Source organism: Nonomuraea terrae, assembly GCF_044465245.1.
Lineage (GTDB): Bacteria > Actinomycetota > Actinomycetes > Streptosporangiales > Streptosporangiaceae > Nonomuraea > Nonomuraea terrae.
This window is the reverse complement of sequence record NZ_JBITLL010000007.1, coordinates 21,498-36,485: the sequence shown is the minus strand read 5'-3', so window position 1 is coordinate 36,485 and position 14,988 is coordinate 21,498. Positions and strand designations below refer to the sequence as shown.

Annotated in this window: 13 protein-coding genes; 3 read left to right on the top strand and 10 right to left on the bottom strand. The window is 72.8% G+C overall.

Features of this window, described 5'->3' with window-relative positions; all coding sequences use genetic code 11:
• Positions 1 to 10 precede the first annotated feature (10 nt).
• From ACIBP6_RS34280 to ACIBP6_RS34240, 9 genes are read right to left on the bottom strand one after another with little or no spacing between them, the layout of a single operon-like run.
• Positions 11 to 427, bottom strand: a complete 417-nt coding sequence (locus tag ACIBP6_RS34280; protein WP_246075278.1) for a pilus assembly protein TadG-related protein — start codon at positions 425 to 427, stop codon at positions 11 to 13.
• Positions 424 to 816, bottom strand: coding sequence for a TadE/TadG family type IV pilus assembly protein (locus ACIBP6_RS34275; RefSeq protein ID WP_397057978.1), 393 nt, complete (start codon positions 814 to 816; stop codon positions 424 to 426). Before ACIBP6_RS34275 ends, ACIBP6_RS34280 begins: the two co-directional genes overlap by 4 nt.
• Positions 813 to 1,250: a TadE/TadG family type IV pilus assembly protein gene (locus tag ACIBP6_RS34270; RefSeq protein ID WP_246075279.1), complete on the bottom strand. Its 438-nt coding sequence runs from the start codon at positions 1,248 to 1,250 to the stop codon at positions 813 to 815. Before ACIBP6_RS34270 ends, ACIBP6_RS34275 begins: the two co-directional genes overlap by 4 nt.
• Positions 1,247 to 1,504, bottom strand: a complete 258-nt coding sequence (locus ACIBP6_RS34265; protein ID WP_397057977.1) for a hypothetical protein — start codon at positions 1,502 to 1,504, stop codon at positions 1,247 to 1,249. The genes ACIBP6_RS34270 and ACIBP6_RS34265 overlap by 4 nt, the downstream gene beginning before the upstream one ends.
• Positions 1,504 to 2,424, bottom strand: coding sequence for a type II secretion system F family protein (locus ACIBP6_RS34260; RefSeq protein ID WP_397057976.1), 921 nt, complete (start codon positions 2,422 to 2,424; stop codon positions 1,504 to 1,506). Before ACIBP6_RS34260 ends, ACIBP6_RS34265 begins: the two co-directional genes overlap by 1 nt.
• A complete protein-coding gene (locus ACIBP6_RS34255; RefSeq protein WP_132617462.1) occupies positions 2,417 to 3,268 on the bottom strand; it encodes a type II secretion system F family protein in 852 nt (283 codons plus the stop codon). Before ACIBP6_RS34255 ends, ACIBP6_RS34260 begins: the two co-directional genes overlap by 8 nt.
• A 3-nt stretch (positions 3,269 to 3,271) precedes the next feature.
• Positions 3,272 to 4,567, bottom strand: coding sequence for a CpaF family protein (locus tag ACIBP6_RS34250; RefSeq protein ID WP_397057975.1), 1,296 nt, complete (start codon positions 4,565 to 4,567; stop codon positions 3,272 to 3,274).
• Positions 4,564 to 5,280: a hypothetical protein gene (locus ACIBP6_RS34245; RefSeq protein WP_397057974.1), complete on the bottom strand. Its 717-nt coding sequence runs from the start codon at positions 5,278 to 5,280 to the stop codon at positions 4,564 to 4,566. The genes ACIBP6_RS34250 and ACIBP6_RS34245 overlap by 4 nt, the downstream gene beginning before the upstream one ends.
• A gap of 1 nt (position 5,281) precedes the next feature.
• The gene (locus tag ACIBP6_RS34240; protein ID WP_397057973.1) at positions 5,282 to 5,935 is read right to left on the bottom strand and encodes a hypothetical protein; all 654 of its coding nucleotides are present in this window, start codon (positions 5,933 to 5,935) and stop codon (positions 5,282 to 5,284) included.
• A 298-nt stretch (positions 5,936 to 6,233) separates the two neighbouring features.
• Here ACIBP6_RS34240 and ACIBP6_RS34235 point away from each other — a divergent pair, with 298 nt between their 5' ends.
• Positions 6,234 to 10,949, top strand: coding sequence for an FtsK/SpoIIIE domain-containing protein (locus ACIBP6_RS34235; RefSeq protein WP_397057972.1), 4,716 nt, complete (start codon positions 6,234 to 6,236; stop codon positions 10,947 to 10,949).
• A 389-nt stretch (positions 10,950 to 11,338) separates the two neighbouring features.
• Entirely contained in the window at positions 11,339 to 12,691 is a 1,353-nt protein-coding gene (locus tag ACIBP6_RS34230; RefSeq protein ID WP_397057971.1) for a sensor histidine kinase, read from the top strand.
• An 81-nt stretch (positions 12,692 to 12,772) separates the two neighbouring features.
• On the opposite strand, the gene ACIBP6_RS34225 is transcribed toward ACIBP6_RS34230, so the two are convergent.
• On the bottom strand, positions 12,773 to 13,345 hold the full coding sequence (locus ACIBP6_RS34225; RefSeq protein WP_397057970.1) for an ArsR/SmtB family transcription factor: 573 nt from the start codon (positions 13,343 to 13,345) through the stop codon (positions 12,773 to 12,775).
• Between the two features lie 79 nt (positions 13,346 to 13,424).
• On the opposite strand from ACIBP6_RS34225, the gene ACIBP6_RS34220 reads away from it, so the two are divergent.
• Positions 13,425 to 14,879 carry an alpha/beta hydrolase family protein gene (locus tag ACIBP6_RS34220; RefSeq protein ID WP_397057969.1) on the top strand — a complete coding sequence of 485 codons (1,455 nt, stop codon included), beginning with the start codon at positions 13,425 to 13,427 and terminating at the stop codon, positions 14,877 to 14,879.
• Positions 14,880 to 14,988 lie beyond the last annotated feature (109 nt).

Here is a 14,988-nt window from a genome sequence, read left to right as displayed (position 1 = left end):
GGCTCAGGGGTTATCGCGCCTCGGGGCCGGCCACGGCCTCGCCGGTCATCTCGGAGCCGGGGAAGCCGAGCGCGCTCAGGAAGAACGCCTCCCATCGCACGCTCACGGTGACCGTCACCTGCGCCTGGCCCTCGCCGAGCGAGCATGCGCCGGGGCTCACGTCGTCCCCGCCCTGGGCCGCGACGATCTCGCCGGCCCTGGCGCACACCTGCTCCTCGCCGAGCAGCCGCGTCTCCCCCGTCTCACGCAGGTGGTCCTCGTCGATCACGTCCGCGCCGGCGCGGGCGGCCTGTTCGGCGACGTCCGCGGCGCGCAGCCTGGCGTTGATCGCCGAGCCGCCGTCCACGAGCAGCCCGGCCAGCAGGAACACGACCACGGAGAACAGGACGACGAACACCGACATGGATCCGCGCTCGCCGTCCCTCATTCCACTCTCCTGAACCGTTCCAGCGGCACCACGGCCGTGCCGGTCAGCTGCTTGGTGGCGTCGAAGCCGAGGAACGACAGGTCGAGCTCGCAGGTCACCTCGGCCTGCACGTGGCCGGCCCCCTCCCATTTCGAGCCGTCGAGGGAGACCTCGGACGACCGGCAGCGCTCCTGGAGCACGTTCGTGGTGATGGCCTCGGCCGCCGCCTCGGCCTTGTCGAACGTCCGCTGCACCGACGCGGACCTGGCGGCGTCCCTGGCCGCCCCGCTGACCCGGCCCTGCGACTCCACCAGCACGCCGGCGCCGGTCAGGAACATGAGGAACAGCAGCATCAGCGGGGCCAGCATGACCGTCTCCACCGCCATGGAGCCGCGCTCGGGGTCGCTCATCGGCAGTCACCGCCGCCGTTGTCGGGGCGGAAGCACTCCACGGGCCCGCCCGCGGTCGCGGTGATGGTGAACGCCAGCTCGGGCAGCAGCGGGATGACCTGCACGGCGTTGCCGGTCACCGTGACGAAGCGCTCGTCGGGCTCCCGCTCGGACGTGGTGGCGGTGGCCTCGCGCAGCAGTCTGGGGCCGATCGTCCGCACGATGTCGGTGGCCTTGCCGGTGGCGGCGTCCTGCCAGGCGCCGGAGTCGAACGGGGACGCCCTGGCCACCCGCGCGCCCTCCCTGGCCGCCGCCTCGGCGACCTGGCGGCCGTGGAACCACAGCGCGACCTGCACGATGAGCAGCACGGCGGCGAGGATCACCGGCATGAGCAGCGCCAGCTCGATCGCCGTCACGCCGCGCTCGTCGTGCCGCCGCCGCTGCGCGGCTTTCACGGATTCTCACCACCGCCGCCGCCGTCGCCGCCGCCCCCGGTGCCGCCACCGCCGAAGGACTGCTCGATCTCGGCCTGCTGCTCGACGACCAGGGTCCTGATCAAGGTGGCCAGGCCGAGCGCGACGCCCGCGATGATCGCGGTGATGATCACCCATTCGACGGCGGAGGCGCCGCGGGTGGGCGCCTCACGGGCCCTGCGTACGCGCTCTGCGAGGTACGCGGTGAGATAGACGATCCAGGGATGGTTCTGCATCAGACCCCCAACATCTTCATAGCGGCGGGAAAACTGAGAAAAATCACGAAACCGGCGCAGAGCAGGAGCTGTGCCACCAGCATCGACTGCGAACGCTCCCCCGCCCGGCCCTCGATCTCGGCCAGCTCGCGGCGGCGCAGCGTGGCGGCCCGCGCGGTCAGCGACGCGCGGACCTTGGCGCCGTCGTCGGCCACCAGGCCGAGCGCCGCCGACAGGTCGCGCAGCTCGTCGACGTTGATCTCCTCGCCGAGCTGCCCGAGCGCCTGCCACGGGGTGATGCCGACGATCCTCGCGCCGCTCAGGGCGTCGCGGATGCGGCCCATCGCCCAGTTGGGCTGCTCACCGCTGACCGAGACGGCCATCATCAGCGACTCGGGCACGCCGCGGCCGCCGGCCAGGTTCATGGAGACCAGGTCGAGAAAGGCCCCGACGACGTGCCGGAAGTCGCGCCGCTTGGCCGCGGCGTCCTTCTTGACCTGCAGGTCCGGCAGGAAGAAGAAGACGGCCGCCACGAGCAGCGCCGCCCAGAACGGGATGACCGGGGACGTGCCCCACTCCATGAGCACCAGCCAGCCCAGCAGCAGCGGGAACGCCAGCAGCCCGCTGGCCGCGAGCAGGACCTTGGTGGCCAGGAACGCCTCGAACGAGCGCCCCAGCAGCGCCAGGTCCGCCCTGGCCGAGCGCACCTCCCAGCCGCGGGCGCCGTACAGACGGGCCAGGCGGACGCCGAGGTTGCGGCGGAACGGGCTGACCTCCTCCTCCGGCAGCAGCAACTGGACGCGGGGAGCGTCGGCGTCCTCGCGGACGGCGTCGAGCGCGAGCAGTCGCGCCACCAGGCCGGGACGGGCGGGGAAGAGCGCCCGCAGCAGGACGAACACCCCCAGACCGACGGCAGCGCCGGTAAGCGCGCCCTCAACCATGGCTCTCGCCTCCTCCCATGAGCAGCCGCGCGGGCTTGTCGAACCTGGCCAGCCGCCGCATCCAGGCGAACCCGGCGCCGAACAACCCGGCGACGACGACGAGCACGGCCTGGCCGAGAGGGCCCTTGTACTCCTCGACGTAGTCGGAGTTGAAGACCACGAGCAGCCCCGCGAAGGCCAGTGCGGTGATCACCACGATCTGCACGCTGCGCCTGGTCGCGCGGCGTTCGGCCTCCACGCGGCGGCGCATGTCGAGCTCCTCGCGGGCCGAGACGGCGAGCGCGCCGAGCACGTCGCGCAGGCCGGGGCCGCGCAGCCGGGAGTTGAGGATGAGCGCGGCGACCACGAGGTCGGCCGAGGGGTCGTCGAGCTCGTCGGCGAAGAGCGCCAGCGCGTCCGGCAGCGCCATCCTGGTGTGCAGGCGGTCGACGAGGGCGCGCAGGTGCGGCCGCAGCGTCGGCGCGGCGGCCCTGATGGACGACGGGATGGCCTGTTCGAGGCCGGCGGCGCCGGCGATGGTGTCGCGCAGCGACTCCGTCCAGGCGGCCAGCCCTTCGAGGCGGTGCATGGCGGCGCGCTCCTCGGCGGCGCCGCCCGTGAGGCCGCGCCAGGCGAAGACGAGCAGCACCGTGCCCACCGCCATGACGGGCCAGCCGGTGACGACCAGCACCAGGGTGGCGGCCACCGCGGCCACGGAGGCGCGCGTGGTCAGCATCTTGACCAGGTGGCGCCTGGGCCGGGACGGACGGGGGCGCAGGCCGTACAGGGAGAGCCCGAGCAGGAACAGGCCGCCGCCCGCCACCGCGCCGGCCAGCAACGCCAGCGGGTCGATCGTGAACGGCATCCGCTACCACCCTCCCGGCAGGTAGCCGTGCGCGGCCAGCTCTTCCAGGCAGGACAGCGGGGCATGCGGCACGGCGATGCCGTCGGGGCCGGGCGCGAACACCTCGCTCGACAACACACGGCCGTCGCAGCCGTTGACCTCGCGGATGCTGCTGACGTAGCGGCGCAGCTTGCCGCCGAGGTGGTAGTCGTTGCGCTTCTCGACGAAGACCACGAAGTCGATGGCGCCCGCGATGAGCATGTGCGTGGCGTCGATCGGCAGGCGTTCGCTCGCCTGGAGGGCGTAGGTCGAGATGCGGTTGAAGACCTCCATGCTGGAGTTGGCGTGGATGGTCGACAGCGACCCGTCGTTGCCCTGGGTCATCGCGTTGAGCATGGTGACGATCTCGTCGCCGAGCACCTCGCCGACGATGACGCGGCTGGGGTTCATCCGCAGCGAGCGTCTGACCAGCTCGGCCATGGAGATCTCGCCCTGGCCCTCGGAGTTGGGCAGGCGCTGCTCGAACGCCACCACGTTGGGGTGGAGCTCGGGATACTGGTCGAGGCCGAGTTCGAGGGCGCGCTCGACGGTGACGAGCCGCTCGCCGGGCGGGATCTCGTTCGCGAGGGCGCGCAGCAGGGTGGTCTTTCCGGCGTTCGTGGAGCCGGCGATCATGAGGTTCTTGCGGGCGTTGACGGCCGCCGTCAGGAACCTCGCCACGTCGGGGCTGATCGTGCCGTTGCCGACCAGGTCCGACAGGAAGACCTTGCCCAGGCGGGCGCGGCGGATCGACACGGCCGGCCGTACGGTGACGTCCATGACGGCGCTCAGCCGCGAGCCGTCGGGCAGCCGCAGGTCGAGCTGCGGGTTCGCGGTGTCGAACGGCCGGCTCGACAGCCCCGAGTACGCCGCCAGGATCTGGATGAGCTCGATCAGCTCCTCGTCGGACTCGGCGACCGGGTCGTGCATCAGCTCCTGGCCGTCGGCGTAGCTGACGAAGACCCGGTCGCAGCCGTTGATGTCGATGTTCTCGACCTGGGGGTCGTCGAGCAGCGGCTGCAGGCGGCCGACGCCGAACAGGGCGGCGTGGATACCGGCCGCGAGCGCCTCCTCCTCCTCGACGGTGGGCGGCGTGCGGCCGAGGCCGATCTCGCTGCGGGCGTGCTCCTCCAGCACCTGCGAGATGAGCGCGCGGGCGAACTGCCGCTCGTCCTCGCCGGTCATCGGCGGGACTCCGTTGGCCTGGTCGAGCCGGCGCTGATGGGCCAGGCGGTCGCCAACCTCCTGGCGGAAACGCTTGACGAGCGCGTGGTCGATCATCGGTGACTCACCAGCCTTGCCGCCAGGTCCCTGGCCGTACGGATGAGGAGGGAGCGGTCGAGGCGGCCGCCCCACTGGCCGCGCAGCAGCTCGGCGCCCTTCGGGTCGTACGCCAGGCCGTGCACGGACTGGACGAGCGGGCCGACGATCCTGCGGACGTCCTCGACGGAGGCGCGGTAGGTGCGCGGGTCGGCGATCACGACGACGCCGTGGGCCTTGCTGATCTGGAGGCGTTCGCGCAGGTGGGCGACGTGGTCGAGGGTGGCCCTGGTGAGCAGCACGACCTGGTCGGCCTCCGCCGTCAGGTCGCCGATCTGCGGGTGGGCGCCCAGGCGGCCGCAGTCGGCGATCACGTCGGCGTTCGGGATGGCGGCCAGGGCGCGGCCGAGCGGGCCCCACAGCCAGGTGAGGCCGGCGGCCTGCTCACCGTGCGTGAGCCCGACGAGCACGTCGAGCCCGCCGACGATCTTCTGGGTGTGCTGGTGGATGTGGGCGGCCTCCAGACCGCGCCGCGCGGTGGCCCCCAGCGTGAGCAGGCCCCTGCCCGGGTTGAGCACCCCGCCGTCGGCGGCGGGCAGCCGGTAGGCGAGGTCGCCGCCCGCGGGGTCGCATTCGGCCAGCAGCACGGGCCGGGGCCAGACGGCCGCGAGGGCGGTCGCGGCCGTGGTCACGCCCGGCGCGCCCTTGTCGGCGGCCAGTACGATCAGCGCCACGTCAGCCCGCCCCCGTGACCTCGGCCACGGCGATCTCCCCGGTGGAGGCGAACGCCACGATCTCCGGCGCCGCGGCCGCGTCGACCACGATGGTCAGCCGGCCGGATTCCTCCCCCGTGGTGTGGACGAGCGCGTCCGAAGCGAGGACGCGGCTTTCTCCCTGACCTGACCGGGTCGGTACGAATATCACCTGAACGCGATCGCCCTCGCTCACGCTCGCCGGCATTTGTCCGGCCTTGAGCGACAGGCCGACCATCGCCTTTCCTGGGCCGAGCTCACTGCTGGCCGGATTGACCATGTCTCTCGTCAGCAGAGTGCCGGGCAGGATCGTGACGGCCGCGAAACCTTCGGTCACACTGTCGCGGGCGGACCATGGGACGAGGTTGATGCCGTCACTGGCGATCTGCACCTCTTCGAGGTCGCGGTCCGAGAACTTCTGACCCGCGCCGACCTGCTGGGTGACGCGGACGACGGAGACACGGTCGCCGCTGCGCAGGACGAGCATGGTCGTGGCCAGCGCGCCGCCGAGGATGAGCAGGACGGCCAGCGCGGCCAGAGCCGGCTTGCGCTCTCTGGGCGGCACGGGGAGCTTGCGCGAGGCCGGGCCGGACAACCCCGCCGCCGTGTTGACGGCAGGCTTTTCACTGGTCCTCATGGGTGGGGGGCTCCCGAAGTGAATTGCGGAATTCACGCCATTATGTGGGGCTTGCGATGAACGCGGTGGCGGAATGCGGCGACCCATGCTCGTTTCGCAGGTGACATCGTGTCAACCAGAATTCATTGATGCCTATTGTTTCTATCAAGTTGACGGTTCCCAACTTTTCCGGGCAACGCCTCTTGAATAACATCTGCCCCTTTTCTCACAGCACCCATGCCGTTGCCGTCAACCGGCGCACCCGGCGCCGTTCTCGGCGCTACTTTGGGCGGCCCGAGTCGACCGAGGGGACGGCACCATGCGGATCATGCTCACCGTGCTCGGCGGGCAGGGCGATCGTGACGTCGTGATCGACGGTGACGACGGCGTGACGGTGGAGCGGGTGAGCGAGGCGCTCGGCGACGCCTCCGGCGCCGCCGGGCCGCTGGCCACCGTGGTCCGGCTGCCCAGGGCCAGGGCGCCGTACGGGCTGTCAGGGGGCCATGACCGGGACGGCGATCGGGCCGCAGGCGCCCGGGTGCCGCGTCCGCGCAGGCCCGACGGGCCGGCGGCGCTCTGGCGCGACGGCCGCCCGCTCGACCCGCGCGCCCCCGCCGCCGCCGTGCTGCGCGACGGCGACAAGGTCACGCTGGACGCCCGCCTGGCCCGCGCCACCGTCGCCGAGGAGCCCGGCGGGGTCGCCGAGGTGCGGGTGGTGGGCGGCCCGGCCGCCGGGGCGGTGCACCGGCTCGGGCTGGGCGTGCACGTCATCGGCTCCGACCCGATGTGCGCGATGGCGGTCGACGACCCCGCCCTGGCTCCCGAGGCGGTCATCGTACGCGTGACGCCGGAGTCGATCACGGTGGAGCGGGCCTGGCGGCGGCCCGGGGAGGCCCCCAAGCTCAGGCTCAAGGGGCGCTGGGCCGAGGAGGTCGCCGAGCTGACCGCCAGGACCGCCGAGCGCGAGGCCGCCGAGCTGGCCACCGGCCAGGACGACGTGCCGGAGCTCGACGGCAAGCCGCTCGACGAGCCCGCCGAATGGCCCGACCAGGCCGTGCTGACCTGCGGGTCGTCGGTGTTCGTGCTGACCTCGATCGAGCCGAAGGACGCCCACCTGGCGCCGCACGGCGAGGGCGGCGTGGCCTACAACCGGCCGCCCCGGCTGCGCCGGCCCGAGCCCCAGCGCAGGTTCGTCCGGCCGAAGGAGCCGACCAGGAACGAAGGGATGCGGCTGCAGCTGCTGGCCGCGTGCCTGCCGGCCGTGCTCGGACTGACACTGGCGATCGCCCTGCAGCAGTGGTACTACCTGCTCGTCGCCTTCATGACGCCGGTCATCATGATCGGCCAGTGGTGGAGCGATCGTCGCCACGGCAAGAAGAAGCACCGGCAGGCGCTCAAGGAGCACGCCGTGAAGCTGGCGGAGTACGACGAGGCCGTGGAGCGCGCCCGGGTCGCCGACGAGGCGGCCCGCCGCTCCGACGCACCCGACCCGGCGCAGGTGCTGCTCACGGCCACCGGGCCGCGCCGGCGGCTGTGGGAGCGCCGGGTCCACGACTCCGACGCGCTGCGGCTGCGGGTCGGGCTCGCCGACCTGCCCGCCAATCTGGAGCTGTCGGAGGAGCAGGGCGGGCCGATCCAGCCGCCGATCTGCCGTTCCGTGCCGGTGGCGCTGCCCATGCGCCAGCTCGGCGTGGCCGGCGTCACGGGGCCGCGCGAGGCCGCGGCCGGCCTGGCGAGCTGGCTGATCGCCCAGGCCGCCACCCTGCACAGCCCGCGCGACCTGGCCATCGTCGTGGTGTCCGCGCACCCCGACGGGGAGCGGCGGTGGGGCTGGGTGCGCTGGCTGCCGCACTGCGCGCCACGCGGCGGCGAGGACTGCGTGGCGCTGGTGGGCGCCGACCCCGACTCGGCCGCCCGCCGCGTCTCCGAGCTGGCCGCCCTCATCGACGAGCGCCGCAACACCTCGCTGCCCGACACGGCCAAGATCCCCACCGGGTGGGACGACCTCGGCGGGCCCGAGAAGCCCGCGTTCTCCGCGTACGACGTGCGCCCCTACGACGTGCTGGTGATCCTCGACGGCGCGCAGGTGCTGCGCGGCCTGCCCAACATGCCGCAGGTGCTGCGCCAGGGGCCGCGTTGCGGCGTCTACACCCTGGCCCTCGACGAGGACCAGCGGCTGCTGCCCGAGGAGTGCCAGACGGTGGCCGACTGCGGCTCCGACGGCATGGTGCGCCTGCGCGGCGGCGGGCTCGACGTCATCGGCCCCGTCCTCGGCGACCTGGTCTCGGCCGGCTGGTGCGACCGCCTGGCCAGGGCGCTGGCCCCGATCCGTGACGTGAGCAGGGACGACCCCGGCGGGAACCTCCCCGACGCGGCACGCCTGCTCGACCTGCTGGGCATGCCCGTCCCCTCCGCCCGCGACCTCGCCGCCCAGTGGCGTGACCGGGGCACCACCGAGGCGCTGATCGGCATCGGCCCGGACGGCCCGTTCTCGGTGGACCTCCGGCTGGACGGCCCCCACGGCCTGGTCGCCGGCACCACCGGCGCGGGCAAGTCGGAGCTGCTGCAGACGCTGATCTGCGCGCTGGCCGTGGCGAACCGGCCCGACCAGCTCACGTTCGTGCTGATCGACTACAAGGGCGGCGCGGCCTTCAAGGAGTGCGTACGCCTGCCGCACACCGTCGGCATGGTCACCGACCTCGACGGACACCTGACGCAGCGGGCCCTCGACTCCCTGGCGGCCGAGCTGCGCCGCCGCGAACGGCTGCTGCTGTCGGCCGGGGCCAAGGACATCGAGGACTACACCGGGCCGGGCATGCCGCGGCTGGTGCTGGTCATCGACGAGTTCGCCGCGCTGGTGTCCGAGCTGCCGGACTTCGTCGCGGGCCTGGTGGACATCGCCCGCCGGGGGCGTTCCCTGGGCATCCACCTGATCCTGGCGACCCAGCGGCCCGCGGGCGTGGTGACGGCCGACATCCAGGCCAACACCTCGCTGCGGATCGCGCTGCGGGTGACCGAGCCGGCCGAGTCGGCCGACGTCATCGACCAGCCCGACGCGGCGCACATCTCCAAGTCCACGCCGGGCCGCTGCTACGTGCGGTCCGGGGCGGGGGCGGCGACGGCCGTGCAGACGGCCAGGGTCGGGGGGCGCAGCCCGGTCGCGTCCTCCGGGGCCTCCCTGCGCCTGCGGGTGCTGGACCTGGACTGGCGGTCCCTGGGCAGGCCGTTGCCGCCTGCCCCGGTGGTGGAGGAGGAGGACGCCACGACCACGGACCTGACGCTGGTCACCGACGCGCTCATCGAGGCGGCCCGCCTGGCCGGGGTCCCTGCCCAACCCAGCCCCTGGCTGGAGCCGCTGCCGTCCCGCTTCGTCCTGGACCTTCCGGACACCCCGGGCTCGGCGGCTGATCCCGGACCTGAGGTGCCGGCCGGGGCCGGCTCGGGTGCCCGATCCGGTACGGATGCGGAGGCGTTCGCCGAGGTCGAACCGATTCCGTTCGGGGTCACGGACCGGCCGTGGGCGCAGGATCGGCGGGCGCTGGCGCTCGACGTGGCGTACGGCGGGCACCTGCTCATCGCGGGGGCCGCGCGTACGGGCCGGTCGACGGCGCTGCGCACGATCGCCGGCTCCATCGCCGCGCACGCCTCGCCGGAGGACGTCCACCTGCACACGATCGACTGCGGGTCGGGCGCGCTGCTGCCGCTGGTCGCGATGCCGCACTGCGGCGCGGTGGTGACGCGCGACCAGCTCGACCGGGTCGAGCGGCTGCTGACCCGGCTGCGTTCCGAGGTGGGCCGCCGTCAGCAGCTGCTGGCCGAGGCCGGGCACGCCTCCCTGGCCGAGTACCGGCAGGCCGGGCACCGCCTTCCGTGGCTGGTGTTCATGCTGGACCGGTGGGAGGGCTTCGTGGCCGCGTTCGAGGGCTACGATTACGGCCGGCTGATCGAGGCGGTGCTCCAGCTGCTGCGGGAGGGCCCGGCGGTGGGGCTCAGGGCGGTCGTGACGAGCGACCGGTCGGGCCTGATCGGGCAGGTCTCCACGGTGTTCGAGGACCGGCTGCTCCTGCGCCTGCCGGACCCGGCCGACTACGGCCTGGCCGGGCTCCCGCTCAAGGGGCTCCCGGCGTCGATGCCTCCTGGGCGCGCGCTGTCGATGGGCGAGCACGGCATCGTGGAGCACCACATCGCCCTGCTCGCCTCCGACCCGGCCGGCCCCGCCCAGGTCGCCGCCCTCCAGTCGCTGGCCCGCACCGCCGCCTCCGCCCTGCCCACGGCCCTCGAAGACACCGACAGGGGTACGGGCGGCGCAGCCGACGCGGGGAGCGTGTGGCGGTGGAAGGGGGAGCCGCCGCTGCGGGTGGACGCCCTTCCCGCGCGCATCACCGCCTCCCAGGCGCTGGCCCTGGACCCGACGTTCGCCCCGCCCTCGCCGTTGTGGGCGCTGGTCGGGGCGGGCGGCGACGCCCTCGGCCCGCTCGGGCTCGACCTGCTGGCCCACGGACCCGCCGCAGTGGTCGCGGGTCCGTCCCGCTCCGGACGTTCGTCGGTGCTGATGACGGCCGCCCGGTCGCTGATCTCCCGTGGCACGCCGGTCATCGCCGTCGCGCCCCGCCGCAGCCCGCTGCGGAGCCTGGAGGGCGCGCTGGCGGTCCTGGACGGCAACGCCACCGACCTGGCGGAGTTGGTGGCCGGCCGGCGGCAGTACGTCGTCCTGGTGGACGACGCCGAGCTGGTCAACGCCGACGGCCCCCTCGGCACGGCGCTGGAGGAGGTCCTGCGGACGGGCAGGGACGGCGAGCACGGCCTGCTCATCGCCGGCACGACCGGGGACATGGCCGTGGCCTACCGGGGGTTCGTCGCGGAGGCCCGCAAGGCGCGTACCGGACTGCTGCTGGCCGTGCAGGGCCAGACCGACGGCGACCTGTTCTCGATCCGCCTGCCGCGCGGCACCGCCGGCGGCCCCCAGGGCCGCGGCTTCCTCGTCACCACCGGCACCATCACGCCCCTCCAGGCCGCACTTCCGGACGACGCCTGATGCGCCACCGCCCGTTCGGCGATGAGGTGGACCTTCGACCGGGTTCGGAGCTGTCAGCTCCCCCTTTGCCGGCCCGCACGCTGACGGAGGACGTCGGATCGTTGTCGGTCGACGCCATCGTGGTCTTCCGCGCGATGTAGCCGAGCCCGGCAATCACCGGGCTGCGCGTGTCCCGCTGTCGCTTGAGTCTCGATCACCCCGGCATGACCTGGCGAGGGCGGACACATTACAGCGAGCAAAACAGGATTAAACGGACATATGGTGCGTATATCCCATTAGGGAAACTCGCCGCGCGTACTTTGCGAAGGCGCGACGCCGGCCGATGTCGGCGCCGGCCGCCGCAAGCGCTTCGCCACAGGAGGTGATCGCCCTGCTTCAGGGTGACTGACATGCTCTGGTCTTGGCAATCGATCCGGGCCCGCAGGACGGTGGCGACCGGCGCCGTCGCGGCGCTGGTGTGCGTCGTGGTCAGCTTCATGTTCCTGCTGTTCGCCGGCAACAAGGAGGCCGACACCAGCCAGAACCGGGTCACCGACGCCTGGAACCGGGTCGTCCCCCTGATCCGGCAAGGTCCCCTCCCGCCTGTCCTGCAGAAGGGCGAGGTAGAGGCGATCCAGGTCGTGGACGAGCACGGCCGCGTGGTGGCGGCGACCCGGAATCTCGCCGGCAAGCCGCCGATCGCCACTTTCCGCGCGACGAGGACGCAGGTGAGCACCGCGCGGACGTTGTGCCCGCCGATCGGGCTGCGGGGCTGTATGACCGTCGCGTCCTACAAGGTCTTCCAGCCGCAGGGGCCCTGGCTGCTCTACGTCTCGGTGCCGGTGGTCCCCTGGTACGGCCAGATCACGTCGCTCCTCCTGGCCGCCGGCGTGTCCGTCCTGGTGACCACGATGATGACCGCCTGGACGTACCGAGATCTCACCAAGGCCCTGGGCCCGGTGAACGCCATCCGGGCCGAACTCGCCGAGATCACCGTCACCGACCTCGTCCGCCGCGTCCCCGTCCCGGCGAAGTACGAGGAGATCAGATACCTGGCGCAGACCGTGAACGCCACCCTCGACCGCCTCGACGAGGCCTACACCCGGCAGCGGCGCTTCACCGCCGACGCCTCCCACGATCTGCGCACCCCCATCACCGCCATACGGACCCAGCTGGAGGAGGCGCTCCTGCATCCCCACGACACCGACTGGCCCCGGATGGCCGAAGCGGTCCTCGCCGGGGTGGACCGTCTCCAGCGGCTCGTGACCGACCTGCTGGCCCTGGCCCAGCTGGACGCGCGCAGCTCGCTGCATCGCGACCCCACCGACCTGCGCCGGCTGGTCGACACCGAGCTGGAGCGCCGGACGCACCGGAAGCGGATCGTCAAGGAGATGCCGGAAAGTGTCTTCGTCAACTGTGACAGGCTGCGGATCGCTCGCCTGCTGGGCAATCTCCTCGACAACGCCGAGCGCCACGCCGCTTCGCAGATCACCGTCAGGGTCCTGGGCGACCGGTCCACGGCGACCTTGGAGGTCATCGACGACGGTGCCGGAATTGCCCCTGAGGACAGAAAGGTGGTCTTCGACCGCTTCACCCGGCTGGACGCCGCGTACGCCCGTGACGCGAACGGGACCGGGCTGGGGCTGGCGATCGCACGGGAGATCGCCACTGCGCACGGGGGCAGCCTGACCATCGAGGACAGCGAACGAGGCGCACGCTTCGTCCTGCGCCTCCCCGCACGCGAGCCCCAGGTGTCGGTATGACAGGAGGCCATCGGTGCCTGTCCATGTCGTGGACAGGCACGCGGGCCTCGGATCCAGGCGGGGCAGGAGCGCTGCCTCTTGTCAGTCCTCGTCGGCGGGGAGGGTGAAGAACCGGACGTAGAGGGGGCGGGCGTCCGGTGGGGCCTCGTCGGCCGGGTGGCCGTGTTTGAGGAGCAGGGCGATGTACTCCTCGTAGAAGCGGTCGAGCTCCTCCTTCGTCATGCGGGCCATCGCCCTGGAACCCCTCGCCCAGCCGGGGTCGGCCTTGAAGGCGGCCGGGAAGCGCTCGACGAGGGCGCGGTCCTCCTCGAAGCCGACGCGGTGGAACTCCTCCAGCGTCTTCCGTTCCTCCGGCGGGAGCTCGCCGGGGGTGGGCAGCCGGATGTCGCGCGGAATCCGGGCCCGCCGCCACCAGCGCTCGCGGCCCGACGACCGTTCGGGGATCTCCTCGATGAAGCCGTACTTCTCCAGCCGGCGCAGGTGGTAGCTGGTGGTGCCGGTCTTGGCGCCGAGCAGCTCGGCGAGAGTGGTGGAGGTGGCCGGGCCGTGCACGTTGAGGTGGGTGAGCATGCGGCGGCGCATGGGGTGAGCCAGGGCTTTGAGCCGCTCCGGGTCGTCGAGCAGGAACGGCTCGTCGGCCTTGTCATCCTTCATGAGGAGCAGGCTAGTACCGCAGAACGATATCTGCAGACATCTCTTTGCCGAGACTTCTCTGCAGACTACTGTCGGCAATATGCGCAGATTCTTCGCGGCCGTGGTCGCCGCACTCACCGCCCTCGTCTTAGCCGTCACGGCGACAGCCCTTCCTGCCCTGGCCGGCCCGGCTCCGCCTGCCGGTGAAGCGCCGGTGCCCGCCGATCTCGTGGCGGACGACGTGAGCTTTCGCGGGGGCGGAGGGCTCGTGCTGCACGGCAGCGTGATCAGCCCGCGCGGCGGCTCCACGGGGCGGGCGGGGCTCGTACTCGTGCATGGAGCCGGGACGGGGCCTCGGGAGAAGCTGATGGCGGAGGCGGTCGCGTTCGCGCGGCAGGGGCTGACCGTGCTCGTCTACGACAAGCGTTCGGAGGGCTACTCGCTCTTCCGGCGTTCGTACGCCGACCTCGCCGAGGACGCGCTGGGGGCCGTCGCCGTGTTGCGGCGGCAGCCGGGGGTGGACCCGGCCAAGGTCGGGATCTGGGGGTTCAGCGAAGGCGGCTGGGTGGCGCCGGTCGCGGCGGCGAAGTCCCGCGACGTCTCCTTCCTGATCCTCGTCGGCGCGAACGGGCTGGAACCGCTGCGGCAGCAGGTCTGGACGGTGGCGTCCGGGCTGCGCAAGGCGGGAGTGGCCGGGTCGCTCGTGGACCTGACCGTGCCCAAGCTGTACCGGGTGGTCGCGGACGGCGGGATGTTCCCTGAGCCGTACTTCGACCCGGCGCCGGTCGTCGGGCGGGTGCGGCAGCCCGTGCTGGCCGTCTGGGGGGTGCACGACCTGCTGACGCCGCCGCGCGAGTCGCCGCCGCTCCTCGCCGCGGCGTTGGACGCGGGCGGGAACCGGCACTACACGTTCCGGTTCTTCCCCGGCGCCGACCACGCCGCCCACCTCACCCCGGACGGCGGCCTCACCCGCCTGCCGGATCTGGCTCCCGGGTACGCGGAGCTGGTCGGCAGCTGGGTGGCCGACGTGACGTCGGGCCGCCCGCCCACGAGCCAGGTCTCGGGCCCCGCACCCGTGCAACCCGCGGACACCACACCCGTGCCGCCGCCCGCGTGGTGGGAGTCGGCCGGCGCGCAACTCGTGGCTCTCGCGCTGTTCCTGGTCGCGTTCGGCGGCTACCCGGTGACGGCCCTGGTCCGCAGGCTGAGGAGGCGGCGACCGGGCGCGGCTCCCATGCGGGCGGCGCGGGTGGTCAGCGCGGGCGGGCTCGTGACGATCGTCGGAGCGTTCGCCTTCCTCGTACACCAGATCATGACGGGCGGCAAGCTGGCCACGCCAGGGCCCGTGGTCGCGGACCGGCCGCTGGTCTGGCTCGCGCTGCAGGCGCTCGCGGCGGTGACCGCGGTCGCCACCGTGGTAACAGCCGCGCGATGGCAGCGTTCGATCCTGGGGCGTTCGAACCCCGTGGGCGAGAAGATCCGGCTCGGGTTGCTGGTCGCCGGCGGAGTGGTGTTCGTGCCGTGGGCACTCTCCTGGGGACTGCTGCTCCCCTGACCCGGACCGGCCGGCCGGTACGCGACCGACCAGCAGGCGTCGTCGAAGATGGTCAGCCGGGCGCTGCGGTGGGCCATGAAACCTCCGTGCGGTGCGGATTCGACACCTT